18 protein-coding genes are annotated in these 23,112 nt (G+C 63.9%); 11 read left to right on the top strand and 7 right to left on the bottom strand.

All coding sequences use genetic code 11. The features are described 5' to 3' along the window. Positions 1–273 precede the first annotated feature (273 nt). The 6 genes from ACED18_RS15135 to ACED18_RS15110 are packed head-to-tail and all read left to right on the top strand — an operon-like array spanning position 274 to position 6,549. Entirely contained in the window at positions 274–1,509 is a 1,236-nt protein-coding gene (locus tag ACED18_RS15135) for a hypothetical protein (RefSeq protein WP_377293675.1), read from the top strand. Continuing rightward, positions 1,506–2,045 carry an adenylyl-sulfate kinase gene (locus ACED18_RS15130; RefSeq protein ID WP_377293673.1) on the top strand — a complete coding sequence of 180 codons (540 nt, stop codon included), beginning with the start codon at positions 1,506–1,508 and terminating at the stop codon, positions 2,043–2,045. The genes ACED18_RS15135 and ACED18_RS15130 overlap by 4 nt, the downstream gene beginning before the upstream one ends. Then, a complete protein-coding gene (locus ACED18_RS15125; RefSeq protein WP_377293671.1) occupies positions 2,042–2,794 on the top strand; it encodes a class I SAM-dependent methyltransferase in 753 nt (250 codons plus the stop codon). The genes ACED18_RS15130 and ACED18_RS15125 overlap by 4 nt, the downstream gene beginning before the upstream one ends. A gap of 8 nt (positions 2,795–2,802) precedes the next feature. Beyond that, positions 2,803–5,121: a PEP-utilizing enzyme gene (locus ACED18_RS15120; RefSeq protein WP_377293669.1), complete on the top strand. Its 2,319-nt coding sequence runs from the start codon at positions 2,803–2,805 to the stop codon at positions 5,119–5,121. Then, complete coding sequence (locus ACED18_RS15115) at positions 5,118–5,747, top strand: gamma-glutamyl-gamma-aminobutyrate hydrolase family protein (RefSeq protein ID WP_377293667.1); 630 nt, start codon at positions 5,118–5,120, stop codon at positions 5,745–5,747. The genes ACED18_RS15120 and ACED18_RS15115 overlap by 4 nt, the downstream gene beginning before the upstream one ends. Further along, on the top strand, positions 5,668–6,549 hold the full coding sequence (locus tag ACED18_RS15110; protein ID WP_377293665.1) for a phosphocholine cytidylyltransferase family protein: 882 nt from the start codon (positions 5,668–5,670) through the stop codon (positions 6,547–6,549). The genes ACED18_RS15115 and ACED18_RS15110 overlap by 80 nt, the downstream gene beginning before the upstream one ends. Positions 6,550–6,702: 153 nt before the next feature. Here ACED18_RS15110 and ACED18_RS15105 read toward each other — a convergent pair whose 3' ends face one another. The 7 genes from ACED18_RS15105 to ACED18_RS15075 all read right to left on the bottom strand — a co-directional run bounded on the left by ACED18_RS15105 (position 6,703) and on the right by ACED18_RS15075 (position 14,150). After that, complete coding sequence (locus tag ACED18_RS15105; protein WP_377293663.1) at positions 6,703–7,953, bottom strand: D-amino acid dehydrogenase; 1,251 nt, start codon at positions 7,951–7,953, stop codon at positions 6,703–6,705. 79 nt (positions 7,954–8,032) lie between these two features. Then, positions 8,033–8,581, bottom strand: coding sequence for a D-alanyl-D-alanine dipeptidase (gene ddpX / locus ACED18_RS15100; RefSeq protein WP_377293846.1), 549 nt, complete (start codon positions 8,579–8,581; stop codon positions 8,033–8,035). Between the two features lie 29 nt (positions 8,582–8,610). Further along, positions 8,611–9,561, bottom strand: coding sequence for an oligopeptide/dipeptide ABC transporter ATP-binding protein (locus tag ACED18_RS15095; protein ID WP_377293661.1), 951 nt, complete (start codon positions 9,559–9,561; stop codon positions 8,611–8,613). Then, positions 9,558–10,538: an ABC transporter ATP-binding protein gene (locus ACED18_RS15090; protein ID WP_377293659.1), complete on the bottom strand. Its 981-nt coding sequence runs from the start codon at positions 10,536–10,538 to the stop codon at positions 9,558–9,560. Before ACED18_RS15090 ends, ACED18_RS15095 begins: the two co-directional genes overlap by 4 nt. A gap of 2 nt (positions 10,539–10,540) precedes the next feature. Continuing rightward, positions 10,541–11,440, bottom strand: a complete 900-nt coding sequence (ddpC, locus tag ACED18_RS15085; RefSeq protein ID WP_377293657.1) for a D,D-dipeptide ABC transporter permease — start codon at positions 11,438–11,440, stop codon at positions 10,541–10,543. Next, positions 11,440–12,456, bottom strand: a complete 1,017-nt coding sequence (locus ACED18_RS15080) for an ABC transporter permease (protein WP_377293655.1) — start codon at positions 12,454–12,456, stop codon at positions 11,440–11,442. The genes ddpC and ACED18_RS15080 overlap by 1 nt, the downstream gene beginning before the upstream one ends. Before the next feature lie 122 nt (positions 12,457–12,578). Further along, positions 12,579–14,150, bottom strand: coding sequence for an ABC transporter substrate-binding protein (locus ACED18_RS15075; protein WP_377293653.1), 1,572 nt, complete (start codon positions 14,148–14,150; stop codon positions 12,579–12,581). 283 nt (positions 14,151–14,433) lie between these two features. Between ACED18_RS15075 and ACED18_RS15070 the strand changes: the two genes are divergently transcribed. The 5 genes from ACED18_RS15070 (at position 14,434) to ACED18_RS15050 (ending at position 23,089) form a co-directional block, all read left to right on the top strand. Next, positions 14,434–15,288: a MurR/RpiR family transcriptional regulator gene (locus ACED18_RS15070; protein WP_377293651.1), complete on the top strand. Its 855-nt coding sequence runs from the start codon at positions 14,434–14,436 to the stop codon at positions 15,286–15,288. Positions 15,289–15,430: 142 nt separating this feature from the next. Continuing rightward, the gene (locus ACED18_RS15065; RefSeq protein ID WP_377293649.1) at positions 15,431–18,118 is read left to right on the top strand and encodes a LuxR C-terminal-related transcriptional regulator; all 2,688 of its coding nucleotides are present in this window, start codon (positions 15,431–15,433) and stop codon (positions 18,116–18,118) included. 120 nt (positions 18,119–18,238) lie between these two features. Next, positions 18,239–19,927: a hydantoinase B/oxoprolinase family protein gene (locus ACED18_RS15060; RefSeq protein WP_377293647.1), complete on the top strand. Its 1,689-nt coding sequence runs from the start codon at positions 18,239–18,241 to the stop codon at positions 19,925–19,927. After that, a complete protein-coding gene (locus ACED18_RS15055) occupies positions 19,924–21,999 on the top strand; it encodes a hydantoinase/oxoprolinase family protein (protein ID WP_377293645.1) in 2,076 nt (691 codons plus the stop codon). The genes ACED18_RS15060 and ACED18_RS15055 overlap by 4 nt, the downstream gene beginning before the upstream one ends. A gap of 1 nt (position 22,000) precedes the next feature. After that, positions 22,001–23,089 carry an ABC transporter ATP-binding protein gene (locus ACED18_RS15050; protein WP_377293643.1) on the top strand — a complete coding sequence of 363 codons (1,089 nt, stop codon included), beginning with the start codon at positions 22,001–22,003 and terminating at the stop codon, positions 23,087–23,089. Positions 23,090–23,112 lie beyond the last annotated feature (23 nt).

The following is a 23,112-nucleotide window of genomic DNA, read 5'->3' as shown; positions in this document are numbered from 1 at the left end:
GGCCGGACCCCGAGGCAAGCAAAGACGTCGCCGACCGGACGGGAACGACAGACACGCAAACCCAGACCCGACCTTTCCGCTTCGTCGCGAAAAAGAGGGAAAGGCAGGACGTCGTTCATCTCGTCAGATACATTAGAGTATTAGGATATGTAAGATAATAATTACCATTAAGGGATATTAGTAAGTAGAAATCAACCATAAGTCTGCAACACGTCAGGTTCGTTCCAGCCTCGATCATCATAGTTGTACGAAAGCCGGCCATTGCCACGGGGGATGACGCAGGCGATTTGCAGCGATGTTTCGAAAGGCAGCCAGATGACGAGAACGAGGAGCGTTGCTCTGTTGCATGGGCTGCAAAATGGCGGACCTGTCTACGTCGAGTATCTCAAGCAGAGCAAAGCCGCACTGGCCGAGGGCATCGAAGTCACCGCGTTCAACGTGCCAGAAGTGACCGGCATGAAAGCTGAGGATGTCGCAGCAATTCTGGAAATGCGGGTGCATGATATCGGATATGGCGATGTGCACGACTGGAATGATGAGGATTTTCAGGCGATTATCTGCACCGACGGCACCTTTGGGAGTCAGATCCAAGAGACGATCACGGCCGTCTGCGTGACGCACGGATCCGTACCAATGCCAACCTTGTCGCCGTTCTTCATGGCGGAGTTGATGGCGAGCTACGATGTGGTTGCGCTTTCCTCCCGCTCCTTGCAGGCGTTGACGGCACAGGGAATGTCCGACTATCGAGCAGGGCGCAGACAGGGCGCTCGACCGGCACACGCAACGGCTGTGCGCACAGATATGCGCCGGACCCTTTGCATGCCAAGCCTCCCGATGAAGAATGACAAGGTCCATTCCGCATCGCAGTCGGCCATCCCGTCCAAAGGATTTACCGTTGGCATTTTGCCGACCTATATCGAGGCAATACCGGCGAATATCAGCCTGTACAACAGCATCATCCCGATCCTGAAAATGATCCTGGAGCGCTTTCCCCAGTGCTCCATCCTTTTCAAGCCTTACCCCGGCGACCTGTTCCGCCCCCAGATTGCACAGCTGTGCGAGACGCTGAAAACCGTTCCGCGCGTTCGCGTTGCAGCGCCCGATCTGAACTCGGCCGCCTTCTATGACATGAGCGACGTGATCATCACGGACGGATCGACGGCCGGCGTGTCGCACATGCTGCGCAAAACAGTGCCACCAATCTATTTCGTGCCACAGGACGCGCTTTCCGGCGCCGTCACGCGCAGTTTCGTGACGAGCATCGAGAAGCACGTCCTGATGTGCCACAGCCTGGCGGCTATTGAGGCAAAGATTCGCTATCTGACGCGGGCCGGCAGGGAGGAGCTTTTCAGATTCTACCAGACCTATTGCGATGAAGAGCTGTTTCGCCAGCAGACCCAGCAAGGCTACTTTCGCGATATTCTCGACCTGCGCGTCACAGCGCCGGATGCCATCGTGGTTGACGCCGACGGTCAGATCTGGCGCGAGGCGGCCGAGGCGGCAGAATGAGCGGCCGCGTCGTCTGGATTACCGGCCTGTCGGGCGCAGGAAAATCCACGGTCTCCGCCCATCTTCGCCCGCACCTTCTCAGGGCAGACCCTAAGACGATCTTCCTGGACGGAGACGACCTGAGGGCGGTGATGGCGGCAGCCTCCGTGGACGGGGCAGACCATGGACGGGCACAGAGGCTGGAACTCGCACAACGCTATGCACGCCTGTGCCGTCTTCTGGCACTGCAAAATTTCACGGTCGTGATCGCGACCATCTCGCTCTTCCGGGAAGTCCATGAATGGAATCGGAACAATCTGCCGGGTTATGTCGAGGTCTATCTCAAGGTGCCCGTCGAGGAGTTGCGTCGCCGCGATCCCAAGGGTCTCTACCGGCGACACCTCGCCGGAGACACCCGAAATGTGGCCGGCCTCGATTTTTCCATTGATGAGCCCGATGCGGCGGACCTCGTCTTCGACTGGGTTCCCGGAAGCACCGCCGAGACCATCGCGGCCGACATCCTTCACCACCTGCAGCGCGAGATGATCAGAACATGAAGACGGAATGGGACTACACATCGCTGGCCGACGCCTATCTCCAGCGGCCAGACTATGCCGATGCGGCGATCGATGCACTGCTGAAGGTGGCGCAGATCGCACCTGGCCAGGCAGCCTGCGATGTGGGGGCCGGCGTCGCGCATCTCACGCTGATGCTGGCTGCGCGCGGCCTTGACGTGACGGCCGTTGAGCCGAACGACGCCATGCGCGCCAATGGCATCAAGCGCACGGCCTCGCTGCCGCAGGTCCGCTGGTTCGAGGGCACGGGCGAGAACACCGGCCAGCCGGATCACGCCTTCTCTCTGGTGACCTTTGGCAGTTCGTTCAATGTCTGCGACCGGCCTGCAGCCCTCAAGGAAACGGCCCGCATCCTGAAATCACGCGGCTGGTTTGCCTGCATGTGGAACCATCGCTTCCTGCAGGATCCGATCCAGTCGCGCATCGAGGCGATCATCCGCAGCCACATTGACGGCTACAGCTACGGTGCACGCCGGGAGGACCAGACGGACATCATCGATGCGAGCGGGCTCTTCGGTCCGGTCGTTCATCTCGATTCTCGCGTCATTCACCAGCAATCCGTCGAGGATTGCGTTGAGGCCTGGCGCTCGCACGCCACGCTCGAACGGCAGGCTGGACCGGCCTTCGGCGCGATTGTCAGCGACATCGAAGCCTATCTCCTCGCGCTTGGCAAACCGACGATCGAAATCCCCTACACCACCCAGATCTGGATCGCACAACGCCGCGATTGAGAGGTTCTATGACCGTTGCCTTTTCGACGAAAGCTCGTTCTCTCGAGGCGCTCGGCGACAGCCTGACGTCGGCGCGGATCCTGCCACTGGTTCACTTCACCTTCCGGGACTGGCAGGACAATCGCGCGCTTTGCCAGTTGCGCACGGTCCAGGAGCTCGGTTCTCATCCCTTCATCGTCCGGTCGAGCTGCGCCCGCGAGGACCGGCTCGACCAGTCGAACGCCGGCGCCTTCCTGTCTGTCCCGAATGTCCTTCCCGCGGATCTGGCTGCCGCCGTCGATCAGGTGATGGCATCCTACGGTAAGGCTGAGCCCGCCGATGAGGTGCTGATACAACCCATGCTGCGAGACGTCGTGCGCGCGGGCGTGGCTTTCTCCCACGATCCCAATACGGCAGCCCCGTACCGGGTCATCAACTGGACGGAGGGCGACGATACAGCAGCCGTCACGGCAGGTCTTGGCGGCCGCACCTACCAGAGTGCAGCCCAGTCGCCGGTGCCAGCGCCACCGGCCATCGCTCCGGTCATCGCCCTGATCGAGGAACTGCAGGCGCGTTTCGGGGATCGTCCGATCGACTGCGAATTCGCTGTCACCCGGATGCCAGGCGGCATCGAACAGCTCTGGCTGTTGCAAGTGCGCCCGCTCGTCCTTCGCCATCCGGTGCAGTCGGGCGCCGACCAGACCGGACGGCTGCGCCAGATCGCAGCCAAGGTCCGTCGTGGAATGCAGCCCCATCCCTTTGTCGGCGGCAAGCGTACGGCCTATGGCGTCATGCCCGATTGGAACCCGGCCGAAATCATCGGCGTGCGACCAAAGCCGCTCGCCCTGTCGCTCTACCGGGAGCTCGTGACGGATTCCATCTGGGCCTACCAGAGACACAACTACGGCTATCGCAACCTGCGAAGCTTCCCGTTGATGCCGCACTTCTTCGGCCTGCCCTATGTGGATGTCCGGCTGTCCTTCAACTCCTTCATCCCGGCGGATCTTGATGACGGGCTGGCCGGGCGCCTCGCCGACTATTACATCGATCGCCTCCTCGCCGAGCCGACGCTGCACGACAAGGTCGAATTCGAAATCGTCTTCTCCTGCTACACGCTCGATCTGCCGCAACGGCTGGAGCGCCTTTCGACCGCCGGCTTCAGCCCCGATGAACGCACCCGTATCGCAGACAGCCTGCGCACGCTGACCAACCGCATCATCGACAGCCGTTCCGGGCTCTGGCGCAGCGACAAGGCAAAACTCGATACGCTGCAGACGCGTCGCGAACAGCTGCTGACATCGGCAAACGATCCGCTCGAGCGGATTTACTGGCTGCTGGAAGATGGCAAGCGTTACGGCACGCTGCCCTTCGCCGGCCTCGCGCGTGCCGGCTTCGTGGCGATCCAGATGCTGCGCTCGCTGGTGACGACGGGCGTCTTCAGCGAGGCGGACTATCATGCCTTCATCGGCTCGGTATCGACAGTCAGCGGCCAGTTGGCGCGCGACCGGGCAACGCTCGACAAGACAACCTTCCTCGCCCGCTACGGCCATCTGAGACCCGGCACCTATGATATCCTCTCGCCGCGCTACGATGAGACGCCTGACCTCTATTTCGACTGGTCGAAGCGCCCGCAGATGACCCATGACAGCCAACCCTTTTCCTGCACGCTGCCGCAGATGCGCCAGATCGCATCCCTCCTGTCCGAGCATGGACTGGAGCCCGATGTCGTCGGCCTGATGGATTTCATGCAGTCGGGCATCGAGCTGCGCGAACTGGCGAAGTTCCACTTCACCCGTAATCTCTCCGATGCGATGGCCCTCATCGCCGAGGTCGGCGCAAGATATGGCGTCTCGCCCGACGATCTCGCCTATTGTGACATCTCGATCTTCCGGGAGATGCATGTTGCGGCGGTGGATGTCGAAGACCTGCTGGCGGTCGCCGTTGCGCAGGGCAAGAAGCGACACCGCGATACCGAGCGCCTTTCCCTTCCGCCCCTGATCGCCTCGCCCGATGATGTCTGGGCCTTCGAATGGCCGGAGGCCCAACCAAACTATATCACGCAGAAGCAGGTGACCGCCTCCGTCGTGGATTGCACGCAACGTGACGCCCTTGCAGGCGCGATCGTGACCATTCCCAACGCCGATCCTGGCTTCGACTGGCTGTTTTCCTATCCGATCGCGGGGCTGATGACCGCCTGGGGCGGAGCGAACTCCCACATGGCGATCCGGGCCGGCGAGCTGGGGCTGCCCGCCGTGATCGGTGCTGGCGAAGTCCTTTATCGGCGCTGGTCGCAGGCCGGGCGGCTCCATCTCGACTGTGCCGGTCGCCGCGTTGAGGTGCTGGCGTGATCCGGATCGCCGTCAGCCAGCGCGTCGATGATATCGCCGGCAGGGACGAGCGACGCGACGGCCTGGACCAGCAACTCGTCGCCTTCCTGGCGCGTATTGATGTGCTGCCGCTGCCCATGCCGAACGGGCTGCACGCCTGTGGAACGCTGCGCGCCTGGCTGGATGACCTTCGCCCCGACGGCCTCGTTCTGTCGGGTGGCAATGATATCGGCTCGCAGAGCGACCGGGACGACAGCGAGAAGGCCGCGCTCGCATGGGCGATCGAAGGACGGCGCCCTGTTCTCGGCCTGTGCCGCGGCATGCAGTTTCTAGGTCTGCAGGCGGATGCGCAGCTCGTAGGGGTGGAAGGGCATGTGCGGACCCGCCATGCGCTGCGTGGGGAGATCGCACGGGAGGTCAACAGTTTTCACGCCTTTGCCCTGTCTGGCGTTCCCGCCGCCTACCGCGCCCTGGCTCGCGCCGACGATGGCCATATCGAGGCCATCCGGCATCACGACCTGCCGATCGAAGGCTGGATGTGGCATCCGGAGCGCGAACCGACGTTCAATGCGCAGGACCTTGAGCGCGCACGCACGTTGCTCCATACGGTGCAAGGCACGTCCCGGTCCAGGCGCGCCTCCGCGTGAACCGTCAGATCCGATCCCGGAGCATCACCGTCACCGTCTGGAGACCTGCATTTTGAAAGCCATCATCCTCGCAGCCGGACGCGGCAGCCGCATGAAATCCATGACCAGCGAGATGCCGAAGTGCCTCGTGGCCTTGAAAGGTCGTCCGCTGCTGGAATGGCAGATCGGCGCCCTCCGCGAGGCCGGCATCGCGGATATCGCCATCGTCACGGGCTACAGGCGCGATATGCTCTCGCCCTATGGCCTGATGGAATTTCACAATCCGCGATGGGCAGAGACGAACATGGTCACCTCGCTTGCCTGTGCCACCGAGTGGCTTGCCACCGGCCCCGTGATCGTCAGCTATTCCGATATCTTCTATGAAGCTTCGGCTATCCGTTTGCTTTCGGCCTGTACGGGCGATCTCGCAATCACCTACGATCCCCATTGGGAGCGCCTGTGGCGACAGCGTTTTGCAGATCCGCTCGACGATGCCGAAACGTTCCGGCTGGACCCTGAGGGATATCTGGCGGATATCGGCGGCAAACCCGGCCACCTATCCGAGATAGAGGGTCAATACATGGGTCTGCTGCGGTTCACGCCCGGATCCTGGGCAGAGGCGGAAGATGTCAGGGCCGGTCTCGATCAGGAGCCGCGCGACCGCCTTCATTGTACGGGCCTGCTCCGGAAGATCATCGCCAGAGGCCGGCTGCCGGTCCGCGCCCTGCCCTACGAAGGCACGTGGGGAGAGATCGACTCCGAGGCAGACTGGCGGCTGTATGAAACACCGGCGGATGCGGATGCTTCCCGGCCTCTCTTTTGAAGCAAGAGCGTAGAGCAAGATCGCGATTGCCCGCGACCGTGGCGCCTTTCGCCACTCATCATGTCCAGAGTGACCATCAGGGCCGGAATACGGGCGACGATCGCGCACGCCCGACCATCCGGCACCGGCCGAAGGTCGCCTTACTCGGACAGTTCAGGCGTAGCGTGCGACCGCGAGATCCCGCGCATCGATCTCCGGCGCGCGGCCGGAAACGAGGTCGGCAATGACGCGGGCGGAGCCGGAGCTCATCGTCCAGCCCAGCGTGCCGTGACCGGTGTTCAGGAAGAGGCCGGACACCTTCGTCGGGCCGATGACGGGCGTGCCATCCGGCGTCATCGGACGCAGGCCTGACCAGAAGGCCGCCCGGGTGATATCGCCACCGGGGAAGAGATCAGTGACGGAATGTTCGAGCGTCAGCCGGCGGGGCTCGCCCAGATCGTTCGTATAGCCGGAGATCTCCGCCATGCCGCCGACGCGGATGCGATCGCCGAGCCGGGTGATGGCGATCTTGTAGGTCTCGTCCATCACGGTCGATTCCGGTGCGCGCGCGGCATCGACGATCGGGATCGTCAGGGAATAGCCCTTGACCGGATAGACCGGCAGGCGAATGCCGTGGGGGCGCACCAGAAGCGGCGAGAAGCTGCCGAGCGCGACGACGACCGCATCCGCGTCGATCCGGCCATGGGCCGTGACCACCCCGCGCACCCGGCCGCCCTCCACATCGATGCTGCGCACGATGCTGCCATAGCGGAAGACGACGCCCTTCTCGATGGCCTTTGCGGCAAGCGCATTGGCGAACTTGAAGCAATCGCCCGTCTCGTCCTTCGGCGTCAGCAGGCCGCCGACGATCTTTTCGCGCACGTGCCTGAGCGCCGGCTCCGCCCGCACACAGCCTTCCGGGTCCAGGACTTCGTAGGGAATGCCGTCGGCGGCAAGCGCCTGCACGTCCTTGGCGGACGCATCGAGCTGCTTGTGCGTTCTGAAGAGCTGCAACGTGCCCTGCATCCGCTCGTCGTAGGAAATGCCCGTCTCGGCCCGCAACGCGGCGAGCGAGATGCGGCTGTAATCCGCCAGCCGCAGCATGCGGCTCTTGTTGATCGCATAGCGCCCGGACGTGCAGTTGGAGAGCATCCGGATCATCCAGCCGATCATGGCCGCATCCACCTTCGGGCGCAGGATCAGCGGGGCATGCTGCATGAACAGCCACTTCATCGCCTTCATGGGAATGCCGGGCGCCGCCCAGGGCGAGCAATAACCGAAGGACACCTCGCCGGCATTGGCGAAGCTGGTCTCCAGCGCCGGGCCCGGCTGCCGATCGACCACGGTGACGTCATGGCCGGCCTTTGCCAGCTCGTAGGCCGATGTGACGCCGACGATGCCGGCGCCGAGAACGATCACTTTCATCTTGTCATCCCCTCTTGCAGGAACAGGCGCATCGCGAACACATGGGCCCCGCCAGATGCACCCGGAAAATCAGCGGCAGTCAATCCAGCAGCGCGTAACCACCGGCATTCGGAAGCGCATAATGCCACCATTCGAAGGGATTGATGGCAAAACCGCCAACACTCATCAGCCCTGCCAGAAGCAGACGGTTGCGGTGCGCTTCCTCGGAAATGCAGACCGGGCCGTGATGGGACTCGGTCAGGGCGGCATCGAATTCGGTGCCCATGTCCAGCAACCGGCCGTCCCGATCCGTCAACGTCAGATCGACGGCGATGCCGCGCGTATGGTCGGAGCCAATCTCGGGATCGGCGACGAATTCCGGATCGGGCCGGATGGCCCAGAGCATGCGCTGCACGGCCGCCGGCCGGAAGGCATCGAGCAGCCGCAGCCTGAGGCAGGCCGCCGCCGCATGCTCGGCGACCCTGTAGAGGGCACGCGCGGCATCCCTGTGCAGCCAGACCCGGCTGTCGGGATAAAGCACCCGCCCGGTAAAGTTCGCCTCCGTCGCATAGAGGAGATCGACATCGATATTGGCATGGGCGATCTCGACCAGAACGTCCCTGGTCTCGGTCATCGTCTGCTGGGGCATGGTCTTCACATCACATCCGGTCATCGGCATCATCGAAACACATGGCAGCGGATCGCATGCTCTGCGTCGCCGGCCATTGGCGCCAGCGCCTGCGGCAGGTCGCAGCCTTCGCGTGCCGCCGCGCAGCGGTTGCGGAAGAAGCAGCCGGACGGCAGCCTGCGATTGGAGGGAAGCTCGGTTTCCGTCAGCGGCGCGCCAAGCCCGTCGTCCGAAAACATGCTCGGAACGCTTTCCATGAGAAGCCGGGTGTAGGGATGCGACGGCCGCGCCAGAACCTCGGCCGTCGCGCCGATCTCGACCACCTGTCCGAGATACATGACGGCGATCCGGTCGCACATGTGCCGGATGACAGACATGTCATGGGAGATGAACACGTAGGACAGGCCACGCTCCGCCTGAAGATCCTTCAGAAGATTGATGATCTGCGCCTGCACGGAGATATCAAGGGCCGATGTCGGCTCGTCGAGCACGATCAGGTCCGGGTCCGATGACAGGGCCCGGGCGATGGCGATGCGCTGGCGCTGGCCGCCGGAAAACTCGTGCGGATAGCGGTTCAGCGTTTCGGGCCGCAGGCCCACCTTCTCCGCAAGCGCCTGCGCCAGCTGCCTCAGCGCGGCCTTCGCCAACCGCTTGCGGGCGAAAACGGGCTCAACGATCAGTTCCCAGACCCGCATACGCGGGTTGAGCGACGACTGCGGATCCTGAAACACGATCTGCAGACCGCCCTCCCCGAGACCGCGCAGGTCGAGCGAGCCCGTGGTGGGGCGGCGAATGCCGAGCAGGATCTGTGCGAGGCTGCTCTTGCCGCAGCCGGATTCCCCGACGATGCCCAGCGTCTCGCCGCGACGGATGGAGAGGCTGATGCCGTTGAGGGCATGCACGACACCCTTCGGCCGGCCGCGCCAGTCCGCGCCATAGGGAAAGTGCAGGTGGACATCGCTGAGCGCCAGCACCGGCTCGCCGGAAAGAGACGGGGTCATGGGCGAGCCTCCTCGGTCAGCCAGCAGGCAACGCTGCGGCCGGGATCATCGGTTGGACGCAAGGCAGGTTTCTGTTCGCAGGCCCCGAAACGCTTCTCGCAACGGTCCTTGAAACAGCAGCCCGCGATGGGGTTGATCAGGCTTGGCACGGTGCCGGGGATCGAGGCCAGCGTCTCGCCGACCGCAACGGATTCCGGCAGCGCCCGGATCAGCGCCTGCGTGTAGGGATGGGCCGGCGCGCGCAACACCTCCTTGGTCGGGCCGGTTTCGACCAGATGCCCGGCATACATGACATAGATCCGGTCGCAGAACTGGCTGACGACGGCAAGGTCATGGGAGATGAAGAGAACCGCGGCCCCCGTGTCGCGCGCCTTGGCCTGCATGAGCTGCAGCACCTGGCGCTGCACGGTGACATCGAGCGCCGTCGTCGGCTCGTCGGCGATCAGAAGCTTCGGCGAACAGGCAAAGGCCATGGCGATCAGAATGCGCTGGCGCATGCCGCCCGACAGCTCGAACGGGTAGCGCTCGAGAATCGCTTCGGCGTCGTTGATGCGCATGTCCCTGAGCAGCGAAAGCGCCCGCTCCCGGATCTGCCGCCCGGAAAGATCGGTGTGCAACCGCAGGAGCGCCGTCATCTGGGCGCCGATCTTCTTGGTCGGGTTGAGCGCGGTCTGCGGCTCCTGAAAGATCATCGCCACATCGCGGCCGCGCAGCCGGTCAAGCTCCCGGTCGCCGAGCGCGGCCACGTCATGGCCGAGAAGCCTGATCGAGCCCTGCGGCATCCGGTAGGCGCCCTTCGGCAAAAGTCTGAGCGCCGTCATGGCCGTGACGGACTTGGCCGAGCCGCTCTCGCCGACAATGCCGACGATCTCGCCCTTTGCGATGCGCAGGGACACGCCGTTGACGGCATGGATGCTTCCGGAGAACACCGGAAATTCGACATGCAGGTTTTCGATGTCCAGAACGGTTTCGCCCATGGTCAGCGCGCCTTCTGCTTGGGATCGAGGAAATCGCGAAGGCCGTCGCCGACGAGATTGAAGGCGGTCGCCGTCACGAGGATGGCAAGGCCCGGAAAGGCCGAGTACCACCATTGATCGAGAATGTAGTTGCGCCCCGTGGCCACCATCGCGCCCCATTCGGCGGTGGGCTGCTGCGCGCCGAGCCCGATGAAGGACAGTGCGGACGCAAGCAGGATGGTGTTGCCGAGATCGAGCGTCAGCTGCACGGTGATCGGCGACATGATATTGGGCAGCACGTGCCAGCGCAGCTGATGCCAGGTCGAGGCGCGATAGATGCGCGCCGCCATGAGATAGGGCATTTCGCGCACCAGCAGGGTCTGCCCCCGTGCCAGGCGCACATAGGAGGGGATGCGCACCAGCGCGATGGCGAGCGCCGCATTGACGAGGCTCGGCCCCAGCGCCGCAGCCAGCGCCATGATGAGCACGAGCGAGGGAATGGACAGGATCACATCCATGAACCGCATGATGACCGTATCCACCTTGCCCCCCGCCAGGCCTGAAAAGGCCCCGAGCAGCGCGCCGATGGAGCCCGCGACGAAGACGACGAAGAAGCCGACCGCAATCGACTGCCGGCCGCCATAGATGACACGCGAGTAAAGGTCGCGGCCCACTTCGTCCGTGCCGAAGAAATGCGTGAGGGATGGGGCCGCAAGGCGGGCGCGCAGGTCGATCGCATCCGGATTGTGCGTCGCGAAGACAGGGGCGAGGATGACGAGAACGAGAATGATCGCCACGATGACGAGACCGGCGAGCGTCAGGGGGCTGCGCAGGATCTGCGAGACCATGACGTCGAGACGCGAGGGATCGCGTGCCGGCCGGGGCGCCGTCGCGCCAGCGGATGTGTGGGGCGTGGTGCTCATCACGAAAGCTCCCGGATGCGCGGATCGACAAACATGTAGATGAGATCGACCAGGAGGTTGACGACGACATAGGCAAGCGACACGACGAGCGTGAAGCCCATCACGGCCGGAAAATCCAGCGCCTGGATCGAGTTGACGACATAGGCCCCCATGCCGGGCCATGCGAAGACGGTCTCGGTCAAGACGGCACCATAGAGCAGGTCGCCGAGCGCCAGGCCGAGAACAGTGATGGAGGGAATGAGCGCGTTGGGCAGCGCCTCGGAAAACACCACGCGCCAGCGCCCCAGCCCGTTTGCGGTGGCGGTGCGGATATAGTCCTGGGTCAGTTCCTCCAGCATGGCCGAGCGGACCTGCCGCGCCACCACGCCGAGATGGACGAAGCCGAGCGTGAAGGCCGGCAGGATCAGGTGCCGGATGGCGCTGCCGAAGGCCGTCATGTCGCCGGCAATCAGGCTGTCGATGAGGAGAAAGCCCGTGACCGAAGGCGGCAGTGCGATGTCGGGCGAGATGCGCCCGCTGCCCGGCAGCCAGCCGGCCTTGCCGTAGAAGAGCAGGATGACGAGCAGGCCGAGCCAGAAGGCCGGCGTGGAAATGCCGGTGACGGCGATGACCCGGACGAGATGATCGACCGGCTTGTTCTTCCAGACGGCAGAGGCAACGCCGAGCGGGATGCCGAGCGCCGTTGCGACGAAGAGGGCGGCAAGCGCAAGTTCCAGCGTTGCCGGGAAGAAGGTCTTGAGATCGTCGAGAACCGGCCGGCTCGTGCGGATGGAGGTTCCGAGATCCCCGTGCAGCACGCCCTTCAGGTAGATGAGGTACTGCTGGTAGAGCGGCAGGTCCAGACCGAGCTTTTCCCGGATACCGGCGATGATCTCCGGCGTGGCGCGATCGCCCGCAATGGCGCGGGCCGGATCACCCGGGATGAGATTGGAAATGACGAAGGTGACGATCGATACGCCGATGACGACAAACACCATGAAGAGCAGGCGTTTGCGAATGACATTCAGGAAAGACATCGGTCCGCCCTTTGAGCTTGAGACGTGACGGCGCCGCGCCCGCCGCATGCCAAAGCAGGCAGCGGCGGAGGCAGAAGGCGTGCGGGACACGCAAAGGCGTCCCGCAGCGGGGCGTCCCGCCCTTACTGGGCCGTCAGCGTGATGTCGCCGATGTTGTAGATGTCCTGCAGCATCGGGTTGAAGACAAAGCCCGTCACCGCCTTGGACATGGCGATCCGGTAATCCTTCTGGAACAGGTAGGCATAGGCCGCCTCGTTCGTCACGATGTCCTGCACCTCGCCGTAAAGCGCGGTACGCTCGGCCTGGTCGGTGCTGCGCGCGGCCTTGTTCAGGAGGTCATCGACCTTCGGATTGCTGTAGAAGCTGCGATTGCCCGCAAGCCCCTTCCGGCTGCTGTCGAACCAGTAGTTGGTGAACATGTAGGGATCGGCGAAATCCGGGCTCCAGTTGCCGATCGCAATATCGAAATCACCCTTGTCGATGCGCTCGCGCATCGTGGCATTGGCAAGCTTTTCGAGCGTCACGTTGATGCCGGCCTGACCGAGGAAGGCCTGCGTCGCGATAGCGATCGGCTCCCAGTTCGGATCGCGGTCCGAATAAAGCAGGGTCAGCGGCTGCGAGATGGCGGGCGCCGAGGCCAGCAGCGACTTCGCCTTGTCGAGATCCATGCTGTACTGGAGCACATCCGGCTTTGCACCCCACATGCCATCGGGGATCGGGCCGCGCATCTGCTTGGCATTGCCGCCGACGACACCCTCGATGATCGCACCGTAGTCGATGGAATAGGAGAGCGCCTGGCGCACCGCTACATCGTTGAGCGGCGCCTTCTGATTGTTGAGGTAGAGGTAGGTAACGAGCAGGCTCGGGAAATCCTTGACGGCAACGGTCGGGGACTGGGCCAGCGCATCGAGCTGGTCGTTGGGCAGCCCTTCGGCGATCTGCACGTCGCCGGCCTCAAGCTTCAGGCGCCGCGCCGAGGCCTCGGGAATGATATCGACACGCACGCTCGAAAGCGAAGGCGCCTTGCCGCCGTAATGCGGATTGGGCTTCAGGACAAGCGACTGCCCCTTTTCCCAGCTTTCCAGCATGAACGGACCGGAACCGTCGGAGTGACCCGAAAGCCAGGTGTTACCCTGCGGGCCGCCCTTGGTTTCAACGGCCGGCGAAACGATGCTCGCGCCATTGTTGGCAAGGGTGTAGAGGAACGGGGCAAAGGGTTCCGGCAGCTTGAAGGTGACCTGCAGGGGGCCGGTCGCCTCCACCGTGATGCCCTTCGGGAACGCCTCCGACGGGCCCTGCCCCATGGCAAACAGCCGCCGGAAGGAATATTCGACCGCCTTGGCATCGACCGGCGCGCCATCGCTGAAAGCATTGCCCTCGGCGAGATCGAAGACCCAGGTCAGGCCATCGGCAGACGCCTTCCAGCTCTTGGCGAGATCGCCCGTCACGCTCGTCAGGCCCTTGCCGTCTGCCGAGACCTCGTACTTCATCAGGCGCTGATAGATCGGATAGGTGATCGTCCAGTCATTGTTGTCGATGGTCTGGGCCGGATCGAGCGTCTGCGGATCGGCAGCCTTGGCGATGACGAAGGTCTGGTCCGCACGGGCCGGCGCCACGCCGAAGGTCTGGGCCGCGAAAAGAAAAGCGCCCGCGCTCAAGAGCATGGCACGGCGTGTCATGTGAAAAGTCTTCATGTCTGTTCCCCTGCCTTTTCGGCTGTTGGCGCGACCTCGGGATCGCTTTGCAACACCCACCTAATATGATACCAACATATCAGTCAACAAAATTAGATTGCTTTGTACCATATTTATCCGCCGACATCCGGGCCCGAAATGTGGGAAATCATCCAGAAAATTGTTTTCCATGGTATTTTCCGATGACCAAAATGTTACGCGCCAAACAGGATTGCCATTGATACCCGCAACATAACATTGATAGTGTCACAGGACAGGCGCGCTTTTGAAGGATGCGACAGCAGTGACAGAACTCGCCCAGGCCATCGCATCCGCTGAAAAGTCCCTCACCAAGCTCGAGCAGCGCATTGCCAGCTACATCCTGACGCGACCCGAAGCCGTCGCGATCGAATCGAGCGCGGAAATCGCCAAGAAGCTGGATGTCAGTCCGATGACCGTCAGCCGCTTCTTCAAGAAGCTTGGCTATGAAAGCTCGTCGGACGCCCGGTCACAGATCAAGGTCGAACTGTACGGGCCGAGCGCCAGCCGCATCGGGCATCGCTTCGATGACTTCACCACCACACGCCATACCCGGAATTTTTCCAGCGACCATCAGGTCGCCATGGCAGGCATCACCCATGCGCTCAAGCACCGCGAGACGGCGCGCTGGAAAGAGGTGGTGCGGGCCGTGGCGGAAGCCGACGGCGTCTTCGCGGTCGGCTTCCAGACCATGCATTACCTGGCAGTGGGGCTGAGCCTCAGGCTGCGCTACGTTCGCACCAATGTGGTCGCGCTCGATGGATCGGATGGCGTCTACGGCGAGTTCTTTTCCAGCGACGCCGCGACAAAGACGCTGATCATCATCGACACCTTCCGCTACGGCGCCAACGGGCCGCGCCTGGCAAAAGCGGCGCGCGACCGCGGGGCGGAGGTCATCGTCTTCTGTGACGAGTTCTGCGAGTGGGCGAACGACATCACCGACAAGGTCCTCGTCTTTCCAAGCGAGTCCTATTATTTCCTCGGCCTGCCCGTGGGCATCAACTTCGGCCTGAACATCCTCCTGCAGGATGTCATCGCCGCCCTCGGCAATCGCGCCAAGGCGCATATCGACAAAATGTCCGTCTCGCAGGATCTCTTCAGCACCTTCATCGAAGAGTGAGGCACCCTTCGCAGGTCTTGAATAGGGGACTGCAATGGCAGGGAGGCGAAACGATTTCCGCACCGCGCCGGCGTCTCAATCGCGCCGATCCGCCATTGCCGCATCCTCTGGACCATCCGTGCAAATGCTTTAAGACAACCGCATGCACAATTCGCACCGTAGGCAAATCCGGTTCAGGCCGCCGCTCGACGAAGGAAAGATCGCGCGGCGTGCCCTGCTGGAAAGCCTGTCGCAAACGCGGTTGCGCCGACTGAACCTGATCGTCGCGCCGGCAGGCTATGGTAAGACGTCGCTTGCGGCACAGTGGCACGCGCACCTGGCCCGGACCGGCGTCACCGTGCTGTGGGTATCACTCGACCCCGATGACAATGACCAGACCGGCTTTCTCCTGGCACTGATCGAAATGCTGGACACGGTGGCAACAGACGCAGCGACGGACTCCGATCGCGGATCTCTGTCGCCCGCCACGATGTTTGCCGTCTTGGTGACCCGGCTCGAACGTCTTCCGGGCCCGGTCGCCTTGTTCATCGATGATTATCATCTCGCGCAGACCGATGCGAACGAGAGCGCCGTGGCGCGGCTTCTGGCCCGTCCGGAGCTTGCGCATGTCAAATTTGTCATCGTCTCGCGCAGCGCGCCCCACATTCCGCGTTCCGCACTGCGGCTTGCCGACGAGTTCCGGCAGATCGGCGTCGCCGACCTCGCCTTTTCCGATGCCGAAGCGCAGGCGCTCTTTGCAGGCAGCGAGACGCGGCTGAATGCCGACGAACTGATCGAGCTCAACCGCCGGGCCGAGGGCTGGGCAGTGGCGCTGCAGATGGTCAGGCTGCTGGTTGACGATGATGCCGCCGACAGCCGGACCATTCTGGAGGCCTTCAATGGCCACAACGAAGATATGGGCCGCTATCTCGCCGAGCAGGCCTTCTCCGGCTTGCCGGAAGCCTTGCGCCGGCTTCTGATGGAGACGGCCTGCCTGCCCGCCATCAGCCGCGAACTCGTTGCCGCCGTTTGCGATTGGGATACGACCGCGGCCTTCGGGATGTTGCGCGACTACGCGCTGCCCTTCGCCGTCCTTGACCGCGATGGCCGCTGGATGCGCTGCCATCCGGTCTTCAATGCCTACCTGCGCGAGGCGGCCGACGAAACAGGAAGCCCCGCGCGCGACCGCCTCGTGAAGGCGGCACGCTGGTTCGAAAAGGAAGGCGATCTTCTTTCCGCCGTCGATCATGCCTTTCTGTCGGGCTCCGCATCGCTGGCGGCTGAAATCATCGAGGCGGGCGGTGGCTGGCAGCGCGTCTACATGACCAAGCGCGGCGGCCCCGGCCTGTTTCGCCGGCTGACGGACATGGCCGACGAGGTCGATCTTCCCAGCTATCCCCTGACGACGCTCGGTCTTGCCGTCGTCAGCGCCAAGACCGGCCAGCTCGATGCCGCAGACCACTACATGACGCTGGCCCGCAAGACGCAGGCGGTCGGCAAGGAAGGCGTCGCACAGGCGCTGCGCGTTATCGGCGCTCTTCTTGCCCTCTATACGGATCGCTGGGTCAGCGCTGCCGAACTCGCCGCACTGGAGGCCGATCTGATGCGCGAGGGTGGGCTGACGCTCGTGCATCGCGGCCTCTCGCTCAACATGCTCTCCTATAATTTCCTGATCCGCTCCGACCTTGAGCGTGCCCAGCATTATGGTCGGCTGGCCATGCAGACATTCCGGGATGGGGGCGCTGAGTTCGGAGCAATCCACCTGTATCTGCATACCGGTCAGGCCGCCTATTTCGATGGCGATGTCGCGACAGCAGAGGAGTGCTACGACAACCTGACCGTCGAGGCCGTGCGTCTCATGGGGCGCGGCAGCGATCTGGATGCGATGGGCAATGTGCTGAAAGCCGAAGTGCTGACGGCGCGGGGAGACATCGGGGCCGCCGAAGAGCGAATCGCCTGGGCTTTGCCGCATGTGGAGCGGCACGACGCCTGGCATGATCTTCTGGCGGCGGGCTTTACCGCACAGCAGCGTATCCTGCGGCTGAAGGGCGACATCATCGCGGCACATGGCGCCATGGACCGCGCACGCGCCGTGGCGCGCCGCCGCGGCTTCGACCGTCTGACCCGGCTCATCGACTCCGAGCGCGCCGGCCTGCTTCTCGGGACAGGCGACATAGACGAGGCAATTCGCTTCGCCGAAACCAATGGTCTTGGCGAAAGACTTGCGGGAGATGGCCCGGCCAACGACTTGTCGGTCCGTCTGCGCGGTGGTGTCCCGGCGCTTTTCTGGACACGCATTCACTTGCAGACCGGCGATCTGCCGCAGGCGCGGACGCTGCTCTCGCGGCTGCTCATGCAGCAGAAGCAAAAACCGCATGTGGTGCGCGCCATCGAGCTCGCGCTCATCGACATCCGTCTCTCGCTTGCAGAGCAACGCAACGCGGCGGCGGCAGAGAGCCTGTCCGACCTCCTGCTGACCCAGCCGCTGGCCGACTACCGCCTGCTGCTCCTGTTGGAAGGCAACCAGTTCTGCAAGGCACTGACTGCGCTGACACAGGAAGCGCGTTTGCCGGAACTGATCCGCCGGCGCCTCGAAACCGTCCTTGCCGCAGACGCAGGCACGGACGAAGACGTCCCCGCCCCTGCCGCACCTCTCAACACGCTGACGGAGCGCGAACGGGCGGTCATGCGGCTCGTCAGCGAAGGGCTCGGCAACAAGGAGATCGGCCGGCGTCTGTCCCTGAGCGACAACACGGTGAAGTTCCACCTGCGCAATACGTTCACAAAGCTGAACGTGACGACCCGCACCGCAGCCGTCAGCGCTGCGCGGCAATCCGGAATGCTGGATTGACGGACGGCCAACCTACCCGATCGGGTAGGGTCACCATCAACCCCGCCCCGCCCATCTGGCCAGCTTCACGCCCTGCCGATCCGACCGCATAGTGCCCCCATAAGAAAAGAGGGGTAAATCATGCTGTCCGGTTTCCGCACCGTCGATCCCGTCACGCAGGAGATCATCGAAGGCAAGCTGATGGCGACCGTCGATGAGATGGGTCTTGTCATGGCGCGCACCAGCATGAGCCCGGTCATCTATGAAATCCTCGACTTCGCCTGTGGGCTTCTGACTGCGGATGGCGAACTCGTCGCCCAGATGAACGGCATCACGCTGTTCACGGGAACCTTCGGCTTCCAGGTCCGCGCGCTCATCGATCGCTTCGGCTCCCGCCTCGTAGACGGCGACATTCTTCTGTCGAACGACCCCTATGCAGGCGGCACGCACTCCTGTGACTTCGCCATCGTCAAGCCGCTCTTCGTTGAAGGCAGGATCGTGGCCTACGCCATCAACGTCGCGCATTACATCGATGTCGGGGGTTCCGTTCCAGGGAGCCTGGCGCCGAACGCAACCTCCGTCTTCCAGGAAGGCTTGCGGCTTGCCGGCGTCCGGGTTGTCAGGGCCGGGGCCTTTGACGAGGACGTCCTGCACATCGTCGCCGAAAACGTGCGCATGCCCGACATCGCCCTCGGCGACCTCAATGCGCAGATCGCCACCGTGCGCGTCGCCGACCGGCGCGTCGGCGAGCTTGCGGAGAAGTACGGGGTCGAAACGGTTCTCGCAGCCTTCGCAAACCTCCTCGACGCCAGCGAAAGGCAGGCGAAGGCAGCCATCGCCGCCCTGCCAGACGGACGCTATGAAGCGACCGACATCATTGACGGCGACGGGGTGAGCGACGAGCCGATCGCCATCAAGGTCGCAATCACCATTGCCGGCGAGCGAATGATTGCCGACTTCACCGGCTGCCCCCCGGCCGTCACCGGCCCGATCAACTGCGCGCGCGGCGCCCTGCAATCGGCCGTCAAGACAATCGTCAAGGCGCTCGTCGGTCCGCAGGCCCCGTCCAACGAGGGCTGGTTCCGGCCGCTGACCGTCATCTGTCCGCCGGGCACCATCTTCACCGCCGAAAAGCCCTCGCCCACCGGCTGGTATTACGAAGGCTCGGTCCACGCCTCGGAGCTGATGTGGAAGGCGCTTGCTCCGCTGAAGCCGGAGCGCTTCTCGGCCGGATCGTATTCGAGCCTCTGCGTCGTCTATATTGCCGGCAAGGATGCCCATGGAGAGCCCTTCATCCATATCGAGCCGCAACATGGCGGCTGGGGCGCGACACCGACGCAGGATGGAGCAGGTGCGATCATCGCCCTCACCGACGGCGACACCTACAATTATTCGATCGAGGTGATTGAAGCACGCTTCCCGCTGCGCGTGCGCCGCTACGGCTTCAACGTCGAAGGCGGCGTCGGGGCCGGCCGGCGGCGTGGCGGTTACGGCGTCGTGCGCGAATATCAGATCCTCGGGCAGGACACGACAGCCTATGGCAGCTTCGGCCGCACGAAGATCGCCCCCTGGGGAATGGACGGCGGAGCGGCCGGTTCGGTCAATGTGCTGGAAATCGCCCGCAATCAGGGTGAGGTCGAACGCCATGGTCGCATCGCCCATCTTGATCTCGACAGCGGCGACGTCGTGCGCATCATCAGCGGCGGCGGCGGCGGCTGGGGCGATCCTGCCCTGCGCGAGCCGGCGCTGATTGCAGAGGATATCCGCAACGGCTTCCTGACCGAGGCCGAAGCCCAGGCACTTTATGGCAAGACAGGAGACGCCGCATGATCAGGCTCGCAACCGATGTCGGCGGCACCTTCACCGATCTCGTCGGCTATGACGAACGAAACGGCGCACTCTTCACCGCCAAGAGCCTGACGACCGTCCATGACCAGTCCGAGGGCGTCCTGAACGCGATTGCCGCGTCTGAAACCGCCGACGGCCTGGTCACGCGCAACGTCACCTTCTTTGCCCACGGCGGCACGACCGTCATCAATGCGATCACCGAGCGCAAGGGCGTTCGCACGGCACTCATCACGACAGCCGGCTTCCGCGACGTGCTGGAGATCGGCCGCGGCAACCGGCCGGATCTCTACAATCTGCAGTTCCACAGCCCCGAACCCTTCGTTCCGCGCCGGCTGCGCTTCGAGGTCCGCGAGCGGATGAACGCGGCCGGCGAGGTCGTCACCCCGCTCCATGAGGAAGACGTCGCCGCCATCGTCGCGGCCTGCAGGGCCGAGAAGATCGAGGCCGTGGCCATCCTTTTTCTGCACGCCTACGCAAATCCGGCGCACGAGGAACGCTGCGCCCGTCTGGTCGCAGACGCCCTTCCTGAAGCAACCGTCTGCGCCAGCCACGAAGTTTCCCGGCAATGGCGCGAATATGAACGCTCCAACACCGTGGTGCTGAACGCCTATGTGCAGCCGATCATCCGCCGCTATTTCGAGCGGCTCGAAGCGGCGCTGACGCGACGCGATCTGACCTGCCCCTATTACGCCATGCAGTCGAATGGCGGCATCTCGACCTTCGATCAGGCCACCGCCAGCCCGCTGACGCTGGTGGAATCCGGCCCCGCCGGTGGCGTGGCAGGAGCAGCGCGCATCGGGCAGGCCTTGGGCGAAGGCGAGGTGCTGCATCTCGATGTCGGCGGCACCACGGCGAAATGTTCGCTGATCCACGACGGGCGACCGACGCTGAATGTTGAATACAAGCTCGAGCATTCGCGCATTGCACCCGGCTATCCGGTACAGGTACCGGTGGTCGATATCGTGGAGATTGGCTCCGGCGGCGGCTCGATCGCCTGGCTTGACGAACGTGGCGCCCTGCGCGTCGGCCCGCAAAGCGCCGGCTCGACACCCGGCCCCGCATGCTACGGTCGCGGGGGCACGGAGCCGACCATTACCGATGCCCTGCTGACCCTTGGCATCTTCGATCCGAAGAGCTTTGCCGGCGGCTCGATGCAGCTCGACAAGGACAAGGCGGCCGCCGCCATCCGCACCGTTGGCGACAAACTCGGCATGTCCCTTGAGGATGCGGCCCTCGCCATCGTCGAAATCGCCCATGCGAGCATGATCAACGCGCTGAAACTCGTCACCGTCCAGCGTGGCCACGATCCGCGCGACGCCGTCTTCGTCATCAGCGGCGGAGCCGGCCCGGCCCTGGCCGCCCGGTTGGGACGGGAACTGTCGGTCAAGGCAACGATCGTCCCGCCGCATTCGGGCATCTTCTCCGCCTGGGGCATGCTTGCCGCCGAGCCACGCGCCGACTTCCGTGCCACCTGGTTCTCTGCGCTGGCCGACAGCGCCCTTCCGGAGGTCTTGCGCCGCTTTTCGGCACTGGAACGGCAGGCAGTCGTCTATTTCGGCAAGGGCGCGGATGCGCCCATCCGCCTGACCTATCGCCTGGAAGCCCGGTATCGCGGCCAGGAGCATGGGGTCGTTGCCGATTTCGATGCCGCCGATACCGTCGAAGCCTTCTCGGAACGGTTCCACACCGCCCATGAAAAGGCCTACACATTCCGCCTGCCTTCGGCGGCCATCGAGATCACCACGCTGCACCTCGAAGCCGTTCTCGACGGACCGGTCATCACCTTGCCGGCGCTCGCCGAGCACGGTCGGTCGCTGGATGCGGCACGCAAGGGCCAGCGTGCCGTCTATTTCGGCGCCGACATCGGCTGGCACGACTGCCCCGTCTATGAGCGGGATCTCCTGCCGCTCGAAAAAGAGATCGCCGGCCCCGCGCTGGTCGAGGAACCGACCACGACCAGCCTTGTTCAGATCGGCCAGACGATGACCGTCACGTCACAAGGCATCATGGTCCTGCGCGACACCGCCACGCCGGTCATAGAGGAGGGGCGCTGACATGGCGATCGCCATCGACATCAAGGGCGTCACGCGCATGTTCGGCCCGGTCGCAGGCCTTGGGGGCATCGATCTCTCGATTGCGGCCGGGGAATTCTTCACGCTGCTCGGCTCATCGGGATGCGGGAAGAGCACCTTGCTGAAGCTCATCGGCGGGTTCGATCGCCCGACAACAGGGGACATCGCGTTCGACGGGAAGAGCGTGCTCGACGTGCCCGCCAACCGCCGACCGGTCAATACGGTCTTCCAGAACCTAGCCCTTTTCCCGCATATGTCAGTCGCGGAGAACATCGGCTACGGGCTGAAGCTGCGCGGACTGGCGGGAGCCACGCTGGCAAAAAAGGTCGATGACGCGCTCGAACTGGTCGAACTCGGCGGCTTCGGTGCGCGCAAGATCGGCATGATGTCCGGCGGCCAGCGCCAGCGCGTGGCGCTCGCCCGCGCGCTGGTCATGGAGCCTGGCATTCTGCTCCTTGATGAACCCCTGACCGGTCTCGACGAAAGGCTGCGCCAGCAGATGCGGGACGAGTTCGGGCGTCTGCACAAGCGCACCGGCGCGACCTTCATCCTCGTGACCCACAATCAGGACGAGGCCCTCAGCCTCTCCGACCGCATGGCCGTGATGCATCGCGGGCGGATCGAACAGGTCGATGAGCCCGCCCGCTTTTTCGAGCGTCCCGCCAATGCCTTCGTCGCCCGCTTCATCGGCATCGAGACCCTGTTGAAACCCGAGCGCATCGACACGACGGGGTCAGGTGCCGTGGCCATCATCGCAGGCCAGTCCGTGCCGCTCGCAAGCCCTCCTCCGCCCGGAGGCGGGGATCTGGTTGTAGCGCTGCGCCCCGACCGGCTCACCGTCTGCGATCCCGACACCGCAGGCGACCTCGCCGTGACCCTCCGGGATCGGATCTTCCGGGGCCTGACCACCGATCTGAGGCTCTCCTTCGCCGATGGACAGGAGGTGCTTCTGGCCGTCCCGAGCGATGGATCCGCTGCCGGGCTGACGGTCGGCAGCACCGTCTCGCTTGCCGTGGCAAAAGGCGCGGCGATGGCTATTCGAAACTCGACGATACCGACCGCGGTCGCATAACCCGGCGGATAAAAAAGGGGAAT

The organism is Rhizobium sp. SG2393 (genome assembly GCF_042610495.1).
In the GTDB taxonomy this organism is placed as follows: domain Bacteria; phylum Pseudomonadota; class Alphaproteobacteria; order Rhizobiales; family Rhizobiaceae; genus RU20A.
This window is presented reverse-complemented; position numbering and strand designations above follow the sequence as displayed.